Source organism: Methylobacterium variabile, from assembly GCF_001043975.1.
Taxonomy (GTDB): Bacteria; Pseudomonadota; Alphaproteobacteria; order Rhizobiales; family Beijerinckiaceae; genus Methylobacterium; species Methylobacterium variabile.
Genome location: NZ_LABY01000269.1, coordinates 1 through 14233, shown reverse-complemented (window position 1 = coordinate 14233; position 14233 = coordinate 1). Strand labels below are relative to the sequence as shown.

General features: G+C 71.1%; 13 protein-coding genes. 4 read left to right on the top strand and 9 right to left on the bottom strand.

Annotated elements, in window-relative coordinates; genetic code table 11:
- From VQ02_RS30500 to VQ02_RS30460, 9 genes are all read right to left on the bottom strand, one after another.
- Positions 1-863: FAD-dependent oxidoreductase (locus tag VQ02_RS30500; protein ID WP_048448011.1), on the bottom strand; the 863-nt coding region annotated here is incomplete at its 3' end.
- A gap of 96 nt (positions 864-959) precedes the next feature.
- Positions 960-1640 (bottom strand): guanylate kinase, encoded by a 681-nt coding sequence (gene gmk, locus VQ02_RS30495; protein WP_048448010.1) that lies wholly within the window; start codon positions 1638-1640, stop codon positions 960-962.
- 178 nt (positions 1641-1818) lie between these two features.
- Complete coding sequence (locus VQ02_RS30490; RefSeq protein ID WP_048448009.1) at positions 1819-2694, bottom strand: YicC/YloC family endoribonuclease; 876 nt, start codon at positions 2692-2694, stop codon at positions 1819-1821.
- A gap of 8 nt (positions 2695-2702) precedes the next feature.
- The gene (mltG, locus tag VQ02_RS30485) at positions 2703-4070 is read right to left on the bottom strand and encodes an endolytic transglycosylase MltG (RefSeq protein WP_048448008.1); all 1368 of its coding nucleotides are present in this window, start codon (positions 4068-4070) and stop codon (positions 2703-2705) included.
- A 218-nt stretch (positions 4071-4288) separates the two neighbouring features.
- Positions 4289-5548, bottom strand: a complete 1260-nt coding sequence (fabF, locus tag VQ02_RS30480; RefSeq protein WP_048448007.1) for a beta-ketoacyl-ACP synthase II — start codon at positions 5546-5548, stop codon at positions 4289-4291.
- 66 nt (positions 5549-5614) lie between these two features.
- The gene (locus VQ02_RS30475; protein WP_048448006.1) at positions 5615-5851 is read right to left on the bottom strand and encodes an acyl carrier protein; all 237 of its coding nucleotides are present in this window, start codon (positions 5849-5851) and stop codon (positions 5615-5617) included.
- Between the two features lie 263 nt (positions 5852-6114).
- The gene (fabG, locus tag VQ02_RS30470; protein WP_048448005.1) at positions 6115-6852 is read right to left on the bottom strand and encodes a 3-oxoacyl-[acyl-carrier-protein] reductase; all 738 of its coding nucleotides are present in this window, start codon (positions 6850-6852) and stop codon (positions 6115-6117) included.
- A 14-nt stretch (positions 6853-6866) separates the two neighbouring features.
- On the bottom strand, positions 6867-7802 hold the full coding sequence (gene fabD / locus VQ02_RS30465; RefSeq protein ID WP_048448004.1) for an ACP S-malonyltransferase: 936 nt from the start codon (positions 7800-7802) through the stop codon (positions 6867-6869).
- Between the two features lie 192 nt (positions 7803-7994).
- Positions 7995-8720: a carbonic anhydrase gene (locus tag VQ02_RS30460; RefSeq protein ID WP_048448003.1), complete on the bottom strand. Its 726-nt coding sequence runs from the start codon at positions 8718-8720 to the stop codon at positions 7995-7997.
- Between the two features lie 232 nt (positions 8721-8952).
- On the opposite strand from VQ02_RS30460, the gene rpoZ reads away from it, so the two are divergent.
- From rpoZ to pyrE, 4 genes are all read left to right on the top strand, one after another.
- Positions 8953-9363: a DNA-directed RNA polymerase subunit omega gene (gene rpoZ / locus VQ02_RS30455; protein WP_048448002.1), complete on the top strand. Its 411-nt coding sequence runs from the start codon at positions 8953-8955 to the stop codon at positions 9361-9363.
- A gap of 290 nt (positions 9364-9653) precedes the next feature.
- Positions 9654-11888 carry a RelA/SpoT family protein gene (locus tag VQ02_RS30450; RefSeq protein ID WP_048448001.1) on the top strand — a complete coding sequence of 745 codons (2235 nt, stop codon included), beginning with the start codon at positions 9654-9656 and terminating at the stop codon, positions 11886-11888.
- 334 nt (positions 11889-12222) lie between these two features.
- A complete protein-coding gene (locus VQ02_RS30445) occupies positions 12223-13341 on the top strand; it encodes a DUF3616 domain-containing protein (protein ID WP_157080878.1) in 1119 nt (372 codons plus the stop codon).
- An 87-nt stretch (positions 13342-13428) separates the two neighbouring features.
- On the top strand, positions 13429-14019 hold the full coding sequence (gene pyrE, locus VQ02_RS30440) for an orotate phosphoribosyltransferase (RefSeq protein WP_048447999.1): 591 nt from the start codon (positions 13429-13431) through the stop codon (positions 14017-14019).
- The last annotated feature ends 214 nt before the right edge of the window (positions 14020-14233 follow it).

Below are 14233 nucleotides of genomic sequence, written 5' to 3'. Positions count from 1 at the left end.
TCCTCGTCGCAGTCGAGCCCGGCGGCCGCGAGGTCGAGGTCGGACAGGTTGGGCGGGCGCCCGGCGGCGGCGAGGATCCGCGCGACGGTGCCGCCCTCCTGCCCGCCCCCGTCCAGGCGCCAGGTCAGCCGCACCCCGTCTCCCGCCGCCTCTGCGGATTCGACGGTGGCGCCGAGGCGCAGGTCGATCTCGGCCCCCAACAGCTCGGCGGCGCAGGCCGCGACCTTGAGATCGCGGGTGCCGCCGACGGCGCCGGCGGGGTCGAGGAGCGTCACCCGCACGCCGAGGCGGGCCATCGCCTGAGCGATCTCGACCCCGACCGGGCCGACCCCCAGCACCGCGAGGGACTCGGGCAGGGTCTCGATCTCGAACAGGCTGTCGGTGGTGAGGACGCGGGTCGCGACCGGCCGCAGGGGCGGCGGCAGGGCCGGGCTCGAGCCGGTGGCGATCACCACGGCGCCGGCCACGACCCGGGTGTGGTCGTCGACGAGGAGGGTGGTCGGGTCGGCGAAGCGGGCGGTGCCGGCGAGGCGCAGCTCCTCCGGGATGCGGGCGAGCCCGTCGCGCACCGAGGCGACGAAGCGGTCGCGCTCGGCCCGCACGCGCCGCATCACCGCGGCGCCGTCGACCCTGACCTCGCCGGCGGAGACGCCGAACAACCCGGCCTCGCGCGCATCGTGGGCGGCCCGCGCCGCCTCGATCAGGAGCTTCGAGGGCATGCAGCCGACCCGGGCGCAGGTGGTCCCGCCGGGACCGCGCTCGATCAGCGCCGCCCGGGCGCCCGCCTTGGCGGCCGCCGCCTGGGCCGCGATCCCGGCCGTGCCGGCGCCGATGACCGCCACGTCGCAGGACAGTTCACGCATCGCTCTTCCCCTCGGGCTTCCCGGCGCGGCACGAGCGGCGACGTAGCGGGTCCGACGATCCGGCAACTTGGATCGTGGGCGATTCGTTCCCGCGCGTCAGGTCTTCGGCGCCCCGCCCTCCGCCAGCAGGCCGTCCACGAAACCGGCGAGCCCGACCTGGCGCTCGCGGCGCAGGTGCTCGGCGGCGAGGATCGCCTCGAGGGTCTTGAAGGACCGGTCGAGGTCGTCGTTGACCAGGACGTAATCGTATTCCGACCAGCGCTCGATCTCGGTGCGGGCGTTCAGCAGGCGGCGCTCGATGATCTCGGCGGAATCCTCGGCCCGGCGCTCGAGGCGGCGGCGCAGCTCGGCCATGCTGGGCGGCAGGATGAAGATGGTGACGACGTCGTCGCGCAGCTTCGACCGGACCTGACGGGTGCCCTGGTAGTCGATGTCGAAGATCATGTCCCGGCCGGCCGCGAGCGCCTTCTCCACCGGGCGCCGGGGCGTGCCGTAGTAGTTGCCGTGCACCTCGGCCCATTCGAGCAGGTCGTCGCGCTCGCGCAGCAGCTCGAAGGCGTCCCGGTCTATGAAGCGGTAGTGCTGGCCGTCGATCTCGGAGGGGCGGCGCGCCCGGGTGGTGACCGACACCGAGAGCTCGAGCCCCCATTCGGGCCGCTGCGCCAGGGCGCGGGTCAGGGTGGTCTTGCCGGCCCCCGAGGGCGAGGAGAGGATCAGCACCAGGCCCCGGCGCGCCACCGGTGCGTTCAGGAGTTCGGAGCCCACGTTCGAAGCCATCGCGTTGCATCACCCTTTCGTCGGCATCGCCCGGGCAGGAAGCCCCCCGGTGCGGGCCGTCCGCCGCGCCCGCCGCAAATACCGGCCGTCCGTGTCGAGACCCTCCCATGACGCCAGCCCGGCGAACGCGCAACCGGGGGAGCCCGATCGGGCGAGGACAATCGCCGCGGGCCGCCGCCTACTCGACGTTCTGGACCTGCTCGCGGAACTGCTCGACCACCGCCTTGAGGTCGAGGCCGATGCGCGAGAGGGCGACGTCGTTGGCCTTGGCGCAGAGGGTGTTGGCCTCGCGGCCGAGCTCCTGGGCCAGGAAGTCGAGCCGGCGCCCGACGGCGCCGCCGGTCGCCAGCAGGTCGCGGGCAGCGGCGAGGTGGGCACGCAGGCGGTCGATCTCCTCGCGCACGTCGGCCCGGGCGGCGAGCAGCACCGCCTCCTGGTGCAGGCGCGCCGGATCGAAGCTGCCGGCCTCCATCAGGGTCGCGACCTGGGCGGCGAGGCGGGCCTTCACCGCCTCCGGCTGGCGGGCCGGGCAGGCCTCCGCGGCCTCGACGAGGTCCGCCATGGCGGCGAGTTGGCCGCCGACGATCCCGGCGAGCGCCCGCCCCTCGCTGCGGCGGCCTTCCGCCAGGGCCTCGACCAGGCGGAGGGCCGCCGCAGCGAGGTCGTGCCGCAGGGCTTCGTCGTCGGGCGCCTCCTCCTCGACCTCGACGACACCGCGCAGCTGCAACAGCCCGTCGACGGAGGGAAGCGTGATCCCGAGCGGCATCTGCACCCGGGTCACGGCTTCCGCCAGGGAGGCGAGGAGGGTCTCGTTGATGCGCACCCGCGGCGCGGCCTCGGCCCGCGACAGGGTCAGAGTGAGGTGGCAGGTGCCGCGGGCGAGGCGCTTCTGCACCAGGGCGCGGGCCTCCTCGCCGACGGCGTCGAGGCCCGTCGGCACCCGGACCCGGACCTCGAGGCCGCGGCCGTTGACGCTCTTCAGCTCCCAGGCCCAGTGGGCGGGACCGGTGCTGCCGGCCTCGCGGGCGAAACCGGTCATGCTGGCGATCGACATCGGGGCGCTCAGGGGTTGCGCAGGACCGGAACGGTCTTCGGCGAGTTCAGATCGTAGGTCCGGTTGCGCAGGGGATCGCGGGCCGTGCCCTCCGAGGCGTCGAAGGCGCGGGAGCGGGCGGCGTTCGGATCGCTGCCGTCATAGGCCAGCGGAGCGCCGGGCAGGCTGGTGCGCGAGGGCAGGGCCGAGGGGTCGGCCTGCGGCGGCGGCTCGACCTTGTCGACGCCCGCCGCCGCGCCGGGATCGGCCGCGGCCTTCGCCTTCTCGACCTGGCGCCAGCGGGCGACGTTGCGGTTGTGGGCCTCGAGGGTCTCGGCGAAGACGTGGCCGCCGGTGCCGTCGGCCACGAAGTAGAGGTCCTTGGTGCGCGAGGGATTGGCGACCGCCTCCAGGGCGGCGCGGCCGGGATTGGCGATCGGGCCCGGCGGCAGGCCCTCGATCGCGTAGGTGTTGTAGGGCGTCACCCGGTCGATCTCGGAGCGCAGGATGCCGCGCCCGAGGGTGCCGCGCCCGCCGACGAGGCCGTACACGATGGTCGGGTCGGATTGCAGCCGCATCCGCTTCTGCAGCCGGTTGACGAACACGCCGGCGACCCGCGGCCGCTCGTCGGCCCGCCCGGTCTCCTTCTCCACGATCGAGGCGAGGGTCACCATCTCCTGGGGCGTGCGCACCGGCACCTCGGGCGAGCGACGGGCCCAGATCTGGTTCAGCACCTCGCGCTGCTTGGCGCGCATCAGGTTGAGGATCTTCTGGCGGGAGTCGCCGCGCTCGAACTTGTAGGTGTCGGGGAGCAGGCTCCCCTCCGGCGGCGTCTCGTTGATGTCGCCGGTCAGCACGTCGTTGTCGTTCAGGCGCGCGACGATCTGCTCGCTCGTCAGGCCCTCCGGGAAGGTGATGGCGTGCTGGACCGGCCGGCCCTGGATCAGCACGTCGAGCACGTCATCGATGCTGGACTGGGCCTTGAAGTTGTACTCGCCGGCCTTGAGCGCAGCTTTTCGGCCGAAGCGGGCGGTGAGCTCGAACAGCATCGGATGGGTGATCACGCCCTCGCGCTTGAGCAGGTCGGCCATCTCGCCGACGCTGGAGCGGGGCACCACCACGACCTTGTCGGCCTGGAGCGGGCCGGCCTCGTTGGTCTGGCGCTCCAGCACCACCAGGCCCAGGATGGCGCCGAGGCCCAGGATGACGAACAGGGTCAGGAAGCCGCTCACCGCCGAGAGCAGGCCGCCCCGCTCGCGCACCGGTTTCTCGGGCGGCGGCGGGGCCGCGGTGGGCTTGATGGCCTCGCTCGGGCTGCGCGGCGCGAGCCGGTTGGGCGGGCTGACCGGCTCCGGCGCGCTCGGCGCCGGGTCCTGCGTCTTCGATCTGCGAAACATGGCGGTCCTGTCGTGGCGCGTCCGGGGAGCCGGCCGGTGGACGCGCGTGCCGGCCCGTTGGGGCGGAAAGCGACCGAGACCCTAGCAAGTTTTATGGCGAAATGGAGCCGAGGCGCACCGGAAGCCACATGCGAGAAAGCCCCTCCGCGCGGGCGAGAGGGGCTTTTTGAAGCGGTGCGATGGTCGCCGGGCGGGCGATCCGCCCCGGGCGCGGGCGATCAGTCGGCCCGGCGCAGGATCAGCGAGGCGTTGGTGCCGCCGAAGCCGAACGAGTTCGACAGCGCGACGTCGACCTTCCGCTTCTGCGCCTCGTGCGGCACGAGGTCGATCGCCGTCTCGACCGACGGGTTGTCGAGGTTGAGGGTCGGGGGCACGACCTGGTCGCGGATGGCGAGCACCGAGAAGATCGCCTCGATGGCGCCGGCGGCGCCGAGCAGGTGCCCGGTGGCCGATTTCGTCGAGGACATCGCGACGTCGGTGGCATTGCCGAGCAGGCGCTCGACCGCCTTCAGCTCGAGCTCGTCGCCGAGCGGCGTCGAGGTGCCGTGGGCGTTGATGTAGTCGATCTCGGAGGGGTCGATGCCGGCCCGCTTCACCGCCGCGCTCATGCAGCGGTAGGCGCCGTCGCCGTCCGGCGAGGGCGAGGTGATGTGGTAGGCGTCGCCCGAGAGGCCGTAGCCGATGACCTCGGCGTAGATCTTGGCGCCGCGGGCCTTGGCATGCTCGTACTCCTCGAGCACCACCACGCCGGCGCCCTCGCCCATCACGAAGCCGTCGCGGTCGCGGTCGTAGGGACGGGAGGCGCGCTGCGGCTCGTCGTTGAAGCCGGTCGAGAGCGCCCGGCAGGCGGCGAAGCCCGCGAGCGAGAGCCGGTTGATCGGCGATTCGGCGCCGCCGGCCAGCATCACGTCGGCGTCACCGAGCGCGATCAGGCGCGCGGCGTCGCCGATCGCGTGGGCGCCGGTGGAGCAGGCCGTCACCACGGCGTGGTTCGGCCCTTTCAGCCCGTGGGCGATCGAGACTTGGCCCGAGGCCAGGTTGATGATCCGGCCCGGGATGAAGAACGGCGAGATCCGCCGCGGCCCCTTCTCGAACAGCGTCACCGAGGCGTCGTAGATGCCACCGATGCCGCCGATGCCGGAGCCGATGAGGACGCCGGTGGCGCACTGGTCCTCGTGCGAGGTCGGGTGCCAGTCGGCGTCGTCGAGCGCCTGGCCGGCCGCCGCCATCGCGTAGACGATGAAGGGATCGACCTTGCGCTGCTCCTTGGCCTCCATCCACCGGTCGGGGTTGAAGGTGCCGTCGCTGCCGTCGCCGAGGGGGATCGAGCAGGCGATCTTGCACGCCAGATCCGACACGTCGAAGGCCTCGACGCGGGCGGCGCCGCTTTGCCCCTCGATGAGGCGGCTCCACGTGACGTCGACGCTGCTGCCCAGCGGCGACACCATCCCGAGGCCCGTGACGACGACTCGACGCATCGCGTTATCCCGACCCGATCCCATGACGGAAGCGTACTATCCTTAGGCTGAAGACAACGCCGGCGTTCAGCCGGAGTTCTTCTCGAGGAACTTGATCGCGTCGCCGACCGTCTGGATCGTCTCGGCGGCGTCGTCCGGGATCTCGACGTTGAACTCCTCCTCGAACGCCATCACCAGCTCGACGGTGTCGAGGCTGTCGGCGCCCAGATCGTCGATGAAGTTCGCGTTCGGGGTCACCTTCTCGGGCTCGACGCCCAGGTGATCGACGACGATCTTCTTCACCCGGTCCGCGATATCGCTCATCGTGTAGGTCCTTAAGTTACTGCTCGTGGAACTGTTCGGAGCCGCCGCGTGCGGGCGGAGCCCCGGGGAGAGTTCGTGATGCGGCCGGGCGCGCCGGTCGCGCATGTCGTGGAAAAGCCGCGGACGGCCGGGCCGTCAATCCCCTTGCACGGCCGGCGGGTGCTTAACACAGGGATTCCGCCCTGGCGAGGCCCGCTTCAGGTCCGGTTAAGAAACCGTGCCCCTCCTGGCGAATGGCGCCCGTGATGTCAGAACATCGCGCCTCAGAACATCGCCATGCCGCCGTTCACGTGCAGGGTGTGGCCGGTGACGTAGGCCGCCTCGTCGGAGGCGAGGTACACCGCTGCCGCCGCGACCTCGCTGCCCTCGCCGAGGCGCCCCATCGGCACCGTGGCGAGGATGCCCTCGCGCTGCTTCTCGTTCAGCACGTCGGTCATCGGCGAGGTGATGAAGCCCGGCGCGATGCAGTTCACGGTGATCTTGCGACTCGCCACCTCGGCGGCGAGCGCCTTGGTGAGTCCGACGAGGCCGGCCTTGGCAGCGGCGTAGTTGCCCTGCCCGGCATTGCCGGTGGCGCCCACCACCGAGCCGACGTTGACGATGCGGCCGTAGCGGCGCTTCATCATGCCCTTCACCGCCGCCCGCGACAGCCGGAAGGCCGCCGTCAGGTTCACGGCGATCACGCTGTCCCACTCCTCGTCCTTCATCCGCAGGAAGAGGTTGTCGCGGGTGATGCCGGCATTGTTGACCAGCACGTCGAGCCCGCCGAGGGCGGCCTCCGCGGCCGGCACCAGGGCCTCCACCGCCGCCGTGTCGGAGAGGTTGGCCTCGACGACGTGGACGCGCTCGCCGAGTTCGCCCGCGAGCGCCTCGAGGGCCTCCCGCCGCGTGCCGGAGATTGCCACGTGGGCGCCTTGGCCGTGGAGCGCCCGGGCGATGGCGCCGCCGAGGCCGCCGGTGGCGCCGGTGACGAGGGCCTTGCGGCCGCTGAGGTCGAACATGCTGGACAACTCTCTCAGATCGTGAAGGCCGCGACGTCGGCCGAGGTGCCGACCGGCGTGGCGGAAGCCCCCGCCGCGATGCGCTTGACGAGACCCGACAGCACCTTGCCGGTGCCGATCTCGTAGAAGGCGTCGACCCCGGCCTCGGCCATCGCCGCCACGCATTCGCGCCAGCGCACGGTGCCGGTGACCTGCGCCACCAGGGCGTCGCGGATCGCCGCCGGCTCGCTCACGGGGGCGGCCAGCACGTTGGCCATCACCGGCACGGCAGCAGGGTTCAGGGTCACGGCGGCCAGCGCCTCGCGCATCGCCTCGGCGGCCGGCGCCATGAGGGCGCAGTGGAAGGGGGCCGAGACGTTCAGCATCACCGCGCGCTTGGCGCCCCGCCCCTGCGCCAGGGCGACCGCGCGCTCGACGGCGCTCCGGTGGCCGGAGACCACCACTTGGCCGGCGCCGTTGTCGTTGGCGACATCGCACACCTCGCCCTGCCTCGCCTCCGCGGCCACCGCCGCGGCGGCCTCGACGTCGAGGCCGAGGAGCGCCGCCATGGCGCCGGCGCCCACCGGCACCGCCCGCTGCATCGCCTCGCCGCGCAGGCGCAGGAGGCGCGCCGCGTCGGCCAGCGACAGGCTGCCGGCGGCAGCGAGCGCGCTGTACTCGCCGAGCGAGTGGCCGGCGACGTAGGCGACGTCGCGGGCGAGGTCCAGGCCGCGCTCGGCCTCGAGCACCCGCAGCACCGCGAGGCTCGCCGCCATCAGGGCCGGCTGGGCGTTGGCGGTGAGCGTCAGCTCCTCGGCCGGTCCCTCGAACATCAGGCGGGAGAGGTTCTGGCCCAGGGCCTCGTCGACCTCGGCGAAGACCGCCCGGGCGGCGGCGTGATCCTGGGCGAGGCCGGAGCCCATGCCGACGGCCTGGCTGCCCTGGCCCGGAAAGATGAAGGCGCGCGACACGTCGAATGCTTCCTGCCCTTGAGGCTGCCGTCGGCAGCGACCGGCTGCTGCTCGCAGCAGCGGGCCGCGGCCCGCAGCGATGCGGCTGCGAGACGCAGCGATTGGGCGGCGCCAGTCGCAGAGCGGCCGGCCATAGTCAAGCGTGGCCGGGGCGCAAAATCCGGCGCCCCCGGCGCCGGGGACGCCGCGGGGTCAGGCCTCGTTGAAGAAATCGACCTCGCCGGTATCGAGGCTGTAGGCGGCGCCGACGATCCTGAGCTTCTTCTCGGCGAGCGGCGTGAGCAGCTCCGGCTCCGAGGCGGTGCGCAGGCGCTGGACCACCCGGCTCACGTTCGCCCGCACGGCGTTCTCGACGAGGTCGCCCCCCTTGTCGCGCACGCCGAGCACCGCCGGCACGATCGGCTCGATCATCTGCCCGATGGCGCCCGGATACAGGGTGTTGTTGGTGACGACGTCGACCGCCGCCTCGACGGCGCCGCACCGGCTGTGGCCCATCACCAGGATCAGCGGCACGCCGAGCTTGGCCACGGCGTACTGGATGGAGCCCAGCGCCGCCGTGTCGACGGTGTTTCCGGCGTTGCGCACGATGAACAGCTCGCCCAGGCCGCGGCCGAACAGGATCTCCGGCGAGACGCGGGAATCCGAGCAACTCACCAGCACGCAGAACGGCGTCTGGCCGAGCGCGATCTCGATGCGCCGCTCGCGGCCCTGGACCGAGCGCACCGGGCTGTCGGTCTTGAACTGCCGGTTGCCTTCCTTGAGCGCCTCGAGCGCCTGGTCGGGCGTCATCGTGGTGCGTTTCGTCGAGGGGGCGGCCGCGAGGGCGAGGCCGGGCGGCAGGACGGCGCTCGCGGCGAGGCCCGCGCCGAGGGCGCAGCCGCAGCCGAGCAGGTGGCGCCGGCTCAGTCGGTTCATCATCGGGTCGTCTCCTCCAGCATCCGCGTCTCGCACGCGCCCGGTCCGGGGAACCGGGCCGGACGGCAGGATTGTGGGGCGGACCACCGGCCGCGCAATCGTCCGGAAACATTAGGCCTGGCGTCGACGGACCCCGTCGTATCCCGAAGCCGCGCCGATGCTTGTTGCAAAACGGCATCTCGTGTAGGGAGACGGAATCCCGAGATGTTTCGTTTGACCAAGGAAGGGGTCGCGCATGGCTCGCGTCACCGTTGAGGACTGCATCGACAAGGTCGAGAACCGCTTCGAGCTGGTGCTGCTGGCCGGCCACCGCGCCCGCCTGCTCTCCTCCGGCGCTCCCCTCACCATCGACCGCGACCGCGACAAGAACCCGGTCGTGGCCCTGCGCGAGATCGCCGACGAGACGATCACGCCCGACGACCTCAAGGAGCAGCTGATCCACTCGCTGCAGAAGTACGTCGAGGTCGACGAGCCGGAGGCCGAGGCGGTGCCGCTGCTGTCGAGTTCGCCCGCCGCCGCCGCGGTGGCGCCGCAAGGCTCGGGCGACGGCGACGACATCCAGTTCGACCGCATGAGCGAGGAGGACCTGCTGCGCGGCCTCGAGAACCTCGCGCCCCCGACCGAGACCGAAGAGGAAGGCGACTGACCGCCCTCCCGAGGACGGTCCCCTCCAGGGGACCCTCTCCTCCCGCGGCCGCGACCCGCGGCGAACCGGAACCCGGCCGAGAGGCCGGGTTTTTTCGTCTCCTTCCCCCGAAGCGGGGCTGGCGCGACGTTTAGGGGCTGGCGCGGCTGCCCATTCGGCTCGATATTTACCTTCGGACCTCCACAAGCGTCGTCGACGTTCAGCGCAACCGGCCCGTTCCGGCACGCCGCGACGCCTCCGCGCCGGCCCGTGCCGGCGCCTTGCTTGCGCGCCAAGGAGACCAACGGCGGATGATGCGCCAGTACGAGCTCGTCGAGCGGGTCAAGGCCTACAATCCGGGCGCCGACGAGGCGCTGCTGAACCGGGCCTACGTCTACGCGATGCGGGCGCACGGCACGCAGAAGCGGGCCTCGGGGGACCCCTTCTTCGCGCATCCGCTCGAGGTGGCCGCCATCCTCACCGACCTGCGGCTGGACGACGCCACCATCGTGGCCGCCGTGCTGCACGACACCGTCGAGGACACCGCCGCCACCCTCGACGAGATCAACCGGGTCTTCACCCCCGAGATCGGCAAGCTCGTCGACGGGCTGACCAAGATCAAGCGCCTCGACCTGGTCTCGAAGCGCGCCGCTCAGGGAGAGAACTTCCGCAAGCTGCTGCTCGCCATCGCGGCGGACGTGCGGGTGCTGCTCGTCAAGCTCGCCGACCGGCTGCACAACATGCGCACCCTGCAGCACATGCCGGCGGAGAAGCGCGCCCGCATCGCCCAGGAGACCCTCGACATCTACGCGCCCCTGGCGAGCCGGATGGGCATGCAGGAGCTGCGCGAGGAGCTGGAGGACCTCTCCTTCGTCAACCTGAAGCCCGACGTCTACGCCACGATCGCCAAGCGGCTCGCCGACCTCTCGGCCAAGTCCGAGCGGCTGGTCGAGAGCATCGAGCGCGACCTCGTCGCCAAGCTCGCGCATGCCGGCATCACCGCCACCGTCAAGGGGCGGCAGAAGCGCCCCTACTCGATCTGGAGCAAGATGGAGCGCAAGTCGGTCGCGTTCGAGCAGCTCTCCGACATCTTCGGCTTCCGGGTCGTCGTCGACAGCGTCGACACCTGCTACCGGGCGCTCGGCGTCGTCCACACCACCTGGCCGATGGTGCCGGGGCGCTACAAGGACTACATCTCGACCCCGAAGCAGAACGACTACCGCTCTATCCACACGACCGTGATCGGGCCGAAGAGCCAGCGCGTCGAATTGCAGATCCGCACCAAGGAGATGGACGAGATCGGCGAGTACGGCATCGCCGCCCACGCGCTCTACAAGGACGGCGCGCCGCACCTGGCCACCGAGAGCGGCGCCTACCAGTGGCTGCGCCGCACGATCGAGCTCCTGGCCGAGGGCGACAGCCCGGAGGAGTTCCTCGAGCACACCAAGCTCGAGCTGTTTCAGGACCAGGTCTTCTGCTTCACCCCTAAGGGCCGGCTGATCGCCCTGCCCCGGGGCGCGACGCCGATCGACTTCGCCTACGCCGTCCACACCGACGTCGGCAACACCGCCGTCGGCGCCAAGATCAACGGCCGCATCGCGCCGCTCCTGACCGAGCTGCAGAACGGCGACGAGGTCGAGATCGCCCGGGCCGACGGCCAGACCCCGCCGGCGGCCTGGGAATCCCTCGTCGTCACCGGCAAGGCCCGGGCGGCGATCCGGCGGGCCACCCGCTCGGCGGTGCGCCGGCAGTACGCGGGCCTCGGCCGCCAGATCCTCGACCGCGCCTTCGAGCGAGCCGGCAAGAACTTCTCCGACGAGAAGCTGCGCGGCGCCCTGCCCCGCCTCGCCCGCCAATCCGCCGAGGACGTGTTCGCGGCGGTCGGCCGGGGCGAGATGTTCTCCGGCGACGTCGTGAAGGCGGTCTATCCCGACTACAAGGACGAGCGCCGCAGCGCCGCGGCGAGCCAGGCCGCCCCCGGCACGCCTCGCCCGCACGTCAACGGCGCCGGGCGGCTCTCCCTCGACAAGGACCAGACCGTGCGCCTGACCTGGCCCGGCAAGGCCGGGACGGGCAAGGACGGGTCGGAGGACGGCGCGATCCCGATCCGCGGCCTCGACCGCGACCTGCCGGTGCGCTTCGCCCCCGACGGGGGCGCGGTGCCGGGCGACCGCATCGTCGGCATCCTCACCCCTGGGGAGGGCGTGACCATCTACCCGATCCAGTCGCCGGCCCTCGCCGCCTTCGACAACGAGCCCGAGCTGTGGCTCGACGTGCGCTGGGACGTGGACGGCGGCTCCAACCAGCGCTTCCCAGCCCGCCTCGCCCTGCAATCGATCAACGAGCCCGGCAGCTTCGCGCAGATCGCCCAGGTGATCGCCGACCACGACGGCAACATCGACAACATCTCGATGAAGCGCCGGACCCAGGACTTCACCGACGTCACCATCGACCTCGCGGTCTGGGACCTGAAGCACCTCAACGCCATCGTGTCGGAGCTGCGGGCCAAGCGCGTGGTGAGCCGGGTCGACCGGGTGAACGGATAGGCCCGATCCCGCGCCGCCTGGGGGCCGGCTCCTTCCGCGCGAGACCGGCGGATCCGGGAGGACGCCGGTGGGGCCTGCGCAACCGCCCCACCACTGCGGCCGGCAGACGTCGGCGGCTGCGCCTCGTCAGAGCAGAGTCGCGCGCCATCCTGTCGTCGGCGTCTACCGGATTGAAAATTCACGTTGACGAACGCTGAAATCGGGGCGCATCATCATTTACACAATTGCCATACAATGAGCGAAAGCTCGGCAGATTTTTGTCTGACTGTTTTTTATTGAATATCTGTAGATATTACATCGTCTCCCGAACGAGAATAATCATCACGACTTATGTTTGTGCAGATTTTTCGAAATACTGCTGATGCAGGGAGGCAAAATCATGACCACAATAAGAAGCATTTATGGATGCATTCTATGTCTGGCAACGATTAGCTGCATCGGACTCCTGACGTCTGTGTCGGCGGGCGCCGGAAACAACCTCGACACGTTCTGGAAGGTCGAGGGAGACCTCATCGGAAAGAAGAAGAAGGGCAAGAAGAAGAAATCCGAGGATGTCAGCGGCATCGCCTGCGCCACGGACCGGGGTTTCCCGCGCACGTGCCTGCTGATCGACGACGAGCTGCAGGTGGCTCAGGTCGTGATCGTGCAGGAGGGAAGCCTGCTTGCCGGCGGTCCGGTTCCACTGATCGACGACACCTTCGATGGCGAGCCGGTCGAGTTCGACGGCGAAGGTGTCGCTTATGCCGACGGCGAGTTCCTGGTCATCGGTTCGCACGGCCATCCGCGCGACCAGGATAACGAACTCGATCCGGACAATGATGCCGACGAGATCCGGGCGAGCATCACCGCCAACAGCCGGATCATCCGGGTTCGCATCGACCCCGGGACGGTTGCCCCGGACGGCAAGCTGAGAGTGAAGGCCGAGACCAAGGCGTTCACGGACCTGCGCGCCATCCTGGCGGACGAACCGCTGCTCGCGCCGTTCGTCGACCGGCGCCTGGATCAGAACGGTCTCACGATCGAGGGCATCGCGGTGGTGGGCGAGACGCTCTACGTCGGCCTGCGCGCCCCGTCCCTCGGGGGCGACCGGGCCGCGATCGTCTCGATGGCGGTCAAGGCGTTCCTCGACGGCGGCAAGCCGAAGCCGCAGCTGCACCTCGTGCCGCTCGGGCCGGGGCGGGGCGTGCGGGATCTGGCCGCCTCGCCGTCGGGACTGCTCGTGCTGGCCGGCCCGGCGGCGGCCACGGACGGTCCCTACTCGATCTATCGGGTGAAGGGCGACGATGCGGTCCTGCTCGGCGACGTGCCGCCCCTCGTCCAGAAGGGCGAGGCGGTGAAACCCGAGGCCTTGCTGTTCCTCAACGAGGACCAGAACGGCCAACGCGTCCTCGTCCTGTCGGACGGGGCCAAGAACGGCGCCCCGCGAGAGCTGCGCATCCGCCGCGTGCCGTGACGATCGAGGGTGCCGGCCGGCGGATTGCGCCGGGCGGCGCGCACTGTCACAAGCCGGCGCGCATTCACGACGAGCGAGCCGGTTCCCATGACGTCCGAAGAAGTCCTCGACGAATTCCGCTCCGCCGGCGCCCTGCTCGAGGGCCATTTCGTGCTCTCCTCCGGGCTGCACAGCGGGGTCTTCCTGCAGAAGATGGCGATCTTCACCGATCCGGTGCGCACCGCGCGGGTCTGCGGGGCGCTGGCCGAACGGATCGCCGCCCGCTACGGCCGGATCGACTACGTCGTCTCGCCGGCGATCGGCGGCATCGTGCCGGGCTACGAGACCGCCCGGGCGCTCGGCGCCCGGGCGATCTTCGTCGAGCGCGACCCGGGCGGACCGTTCGCCCTGCGCCGCGGCTTCCAGATCCCGAAGGGCGCCCGCGCCGTGATGGTCGAGGACATCGTCACCACCGGCCTGTCGTCCCGCGAGTGCCTGGCGGCGCTCGCCTCCGAGCCCGGCGAGGTGGTGGGCGCGGCCTGCCTGATCGACCGTTCGGGCGGCAAGGCCGATCTCGGCCTGCCCCTCGTCGCCCTCGTCACCCTCGACATCCCGAACTACCCGGCCGACCAGCTGCCGCCGGAACTGGCCGCGATCCCGGCGGTGAAGCCCGGCAGCCGCGCCCTGCCGGGCGCGTGAGCCGCAGGACATCATTCCCAAAATATCGCCTACAATACCCCCTGCGCGCCGCCACAGGGCAATCGGGTGAAGTGTCATGGGGCAACGAGCCTGACGAGGTAGTCGTCGTCCCAGCCTGCGGTTTTGAGGGCGAGGCGCATGGAATCCTTTCCTTTTTTGCGGGCTGCGACGTTCACCGCGATGTGGCGGACCGTCAGCATGTTCTCCGGAGCAT

What these genes read in the sequence shown, in the direction of transcription:
- gmk (WP_048448010.1), bottom strand. Translation starts at nt 1,640, where the DNA reads ATGGCTTCGAACGTGGGCTCCGAACTCCTGAACGCACCGGTGGCGCGC.
- VQ02_RS30490 (WP_048448009.1), bottom strand. Translation starts at nt 2,694, where the DNA reads ATGTCGATCGCCAGCATGACCGGTTTCGCCCGCGAGGCCGGCAGCACC.
- mltG (WP_048448008.1), bottom strand. Translation starts at nt 4,070, where the DNA reads ATGTTTCGCAGATCGAAGACGCAGGACCCGGCGCCGAGCGCGCCGGAG.
- fabF (WP_048448007.1), bottom strand. Translation starts at nt 5,548, where the DNA reads ATGCGTCGAGTCGTCGTCACGGGCCTCGGGATGGTGTCGCCGCTGGGC.
- VQ02_RS30475 (WP_048448006.1), bottom strand. Translation starts at nt 5,851, where the DNA reads ATGAGCGATATCGCGGACCGGGTGAAGAAGATCGTCGTCGATCACCTG.
- fabG (WP_048448005.1), bottom strand. Translation starts at nt 6,852, where the DNA reads ATGTTCGACCTCAGCGGCCGCAAGGCCCTCGTCACCGGCGCCACCGGC.
- VQ02_RS30460 (WP_048448003.1), bottom strand. Translation starts at nt 8,720, where the DNA reads ATGATGAACCGACTGAGCCGGCGCCACCTGCTCGGCTGCGGCTGCGCC.
- rpoZ (WP_048448002.1), top strand. Translation starts at nt 8,953, where the DNA reads ATGGCTCGCGTCACCGTTGAGGACTGCATCGACAAGGTCGAGAACCGC.
- VQ02_RS30450 (WP_048448001.1), top strand. Translation starts at nt 9,654, where the DNA reads ATGATGCGCCAGTACGAGCTCGTCGAGCGGGTCAAGGCCTACAATCCG.
- pyrE (WP_048447999.1), top strand. Translation starts at nt 13,429, where the DNA reads ATGACGTCCGAAGAAGTCCTCGACGAATTCCGCTCCGCCGGCGCCCTG.